Genomic DNA, 2148 nt, shown 5'->3' with positions numbered 1-2148 from the left:
GCCGACGGCGCTGAGGGTCCCGGGACTCGACCCGCAGCGGCGCTACCGGGTCACCGACGCGACTCCCGGCACGCGGCTGCCCCGGCGAGCCGGACTTACCGATGCGCCAATCCCCGACATCGAGGTTTCCGGGGCCGCGCTCGCCGAGATCGGCCTGGCCATCCCACCCCAGCGGACCCTGACGGCGCTGGTAACCCTGATCGAGGCGACCCGAGCTGAGCAAGCATGATCTTCTCGCCGGCACCGGAACGGTGAGCACTCAGCGCAGTCGCGTCATGATGCGCGGGTCTGAGCCTGGGCGCGGAGGGCGGCTAGCCGCGGTATCAGGGTCATCGCCGTGCCGCCGAGGATGGCCGTCCGCTCCCTGGTGGTGAGATCCGGATTGGCTTCGATGTCCTCGCGGGAGCGGATGGCTATGTCGCGGCGCACGTAAGGGAAGTCGCTGCCGAAGACGACGCGGTCGATTCCCACGACATCGCGCAGCAGGCGCAGCACCGGGTCACCCCAGGACGCCGCGGTATCCCAGTACAGGCGGCGGAATGTCTCGGCCGCGGTCCCGCGGCCCTCGGCTCCGGGGATGACGTTCATCTCGTCGATGATGGCAAACCGTTTTGCCAGGTAGGGCACGGTTCCCCCGGCGTGGGAAAAGATGTACTTGATGTCGGGGGTGCGGGCGAAGGTGTTGCCGTAATGCAGCTGGGCGATGGCCCTGGTCGTGTCGGCGGTGAAGTCGATGAGCGTGTCGGGCAGGCCGAGCGAATGGGCGCTGGGGTCGGGTGAGGGGTTGGGGTGCACGAACGCGACGGCCGCGCGCCGCTGCAGCTCGTCGAACAGCGGGGCGAATCGCGAGTCGCCAAGGTAGATGCCCCGAACGTTGCTGAACAGCAATACGCCGTCCAGCCGGAGGTCGTCGAGCGCGTAGGCCAGTTCGGCGAACGCGCCGTCGACGTCCGGCAGGGGCAGGCAGGCAAAGCCGGCGTACCGGTCGGGACGGTCGCGGATCATTTCGGCGGCCAGCTCGTTGCACTGCCGGGCTAGCAAGCGGGCCGCGGCGTCGTCGCCGGTGTGCACGCCGGGGGTGCTGATCGAGGTGACGGCGACGTCGATGCCGGCGTCGTCGAGGAACGACAGCGCGCTGGCCCGCGACCAGGGCGGCGGCGCGATGCCCCCGACCGGGTCGTCACCCTCGGTGGCCTGCCAGAAGAAATCGGGCAGGATGTGGTGGTGGGTGTCCACGGTGAAGGTCACGGCAGCCTCCGGTTGTGTCGCGGTGGTGGGGCCTGGTCGCTTGCGTCTCAGAGGACCCTCATGGTTTTGCTGATGGGAAGCTGGCGGATACGGGTGCCAGTGGCCGCGAAGATCGCGTTGGTCAGTGCTGGCGCCGCGGTGGGGACGCTGACCTCGCCGGCACCTGTCGGTGATTCGCCCGATTCGATGAAGACCACTTCGATCTGGGGCACTGACTGCATCCGCATGACCGGGTAGCGGTCGAAGCTCTGGGTGACAATCTCACCGCCGTCGCCTAGCACGATCTCCCCCCAGGCGGCGGCGCCCAGCCCGAAGATGAGGCCGCCTTCGACCTGGGCGCGGACCAGGTCCGGGTCGAGGATGATGCCGCAGTCCAGCACGAAGGTGACCTTCTCGATGCGGACCCGGTTGCGGTGGTCGAGGGAGATCTCGGTGACCTGGGCGCTGTGGCTGTCCAGGAAGCTGCTGCAGGCGACGCCGCGGGCGCGGCCCTCGGCCAGCGGCGTTCCCCACCCGGCCCGTTCGGCCGCCAGGTCCAGCGCGCGCAGCGTGCGCGGATTGTCGGCCAGCAGGCCGCGGCGGAAGTCCACGGGGTCGCGGCCGGCGGCGGCCGCGAGCTCGTCGATCGCTGACTCGCGGGCGAATTCCGTGTGGGAGTTGCCGACCGACCGCCACACCATGATGGGCACGCCGGTCTGGACGTTGGTGGCCTCCAGCTTGAGGTTGGGCAGCGTGTAGGGTTCGTTGACGGCGCCGCTGGTCGTCATGTAGTCCACACGGTTCTTGAACAGGAAGTCGACCACGAGCGGCATGTTGGGCGAGGTCGGCTCGGCGGCGATCTGCTGCCAGAACGCGGTCAGGCGGCCCCGGGCGTCGGCGCCCGCCCGGACCCGGTGCACG

3 protein-coding genes are annotated in these 2148 nt (G+C 69.6%); 1 reads left to right on the top strand and 2 read right to left on the bottom strand.

Annotated features, from left to right (window positions below; genetic code table 11):
- The coding region (locus VML93_RS33820) for a GH36 C-terminal domain-containing protein (protein WP_325617504.1) at positions 1-229 on the top strand (229 nt) is incomplete at its 5' end.
- A gap of 44 nt (positions 230-273) precedes the next feature.
- Here the strand turns inward: VML93_RS33820 and VML93_RS33815 are convergent.
- Both VML93_RS33815 and VML93_RS33810 read right to left on the bottom strand, forming a co-directional pair.
- On the bottom strand, positions 274-1248 hold the full coding sequence (locus VML93_RS33815) for an amidohydrolase family protein (protein WP_325617503.1): 975 nt from the start codon (positions 1246-1248) through the stop codon (positions 274-276).
- Between the two features lie 47 nt (positions 1249-1295).
- Positions 1296-2148: molybdopterin cofactor-binding domain-containing protein (locus VML93_RS33810; RefSeq protein ID WP_325617502.1), on the bottom strand; the 853-nt coding region annotated here is incomplete at its 5' end.

It is taken from the genome of Mycobacterium sp., from assembly GCF_035499775.1.
In the GTDB taxonomy this organism is placed as follows: Bacteria; Actinomycetota; Actinomycetes; order Mycobacteriales; family Mycobacteriaceae; genus Mycobacterium.
The sequence above is the reverse complement of the archived record's forward strand: the minus strand, read 5'-3'. Positions and strand labels throughout refer to the sequence as shown.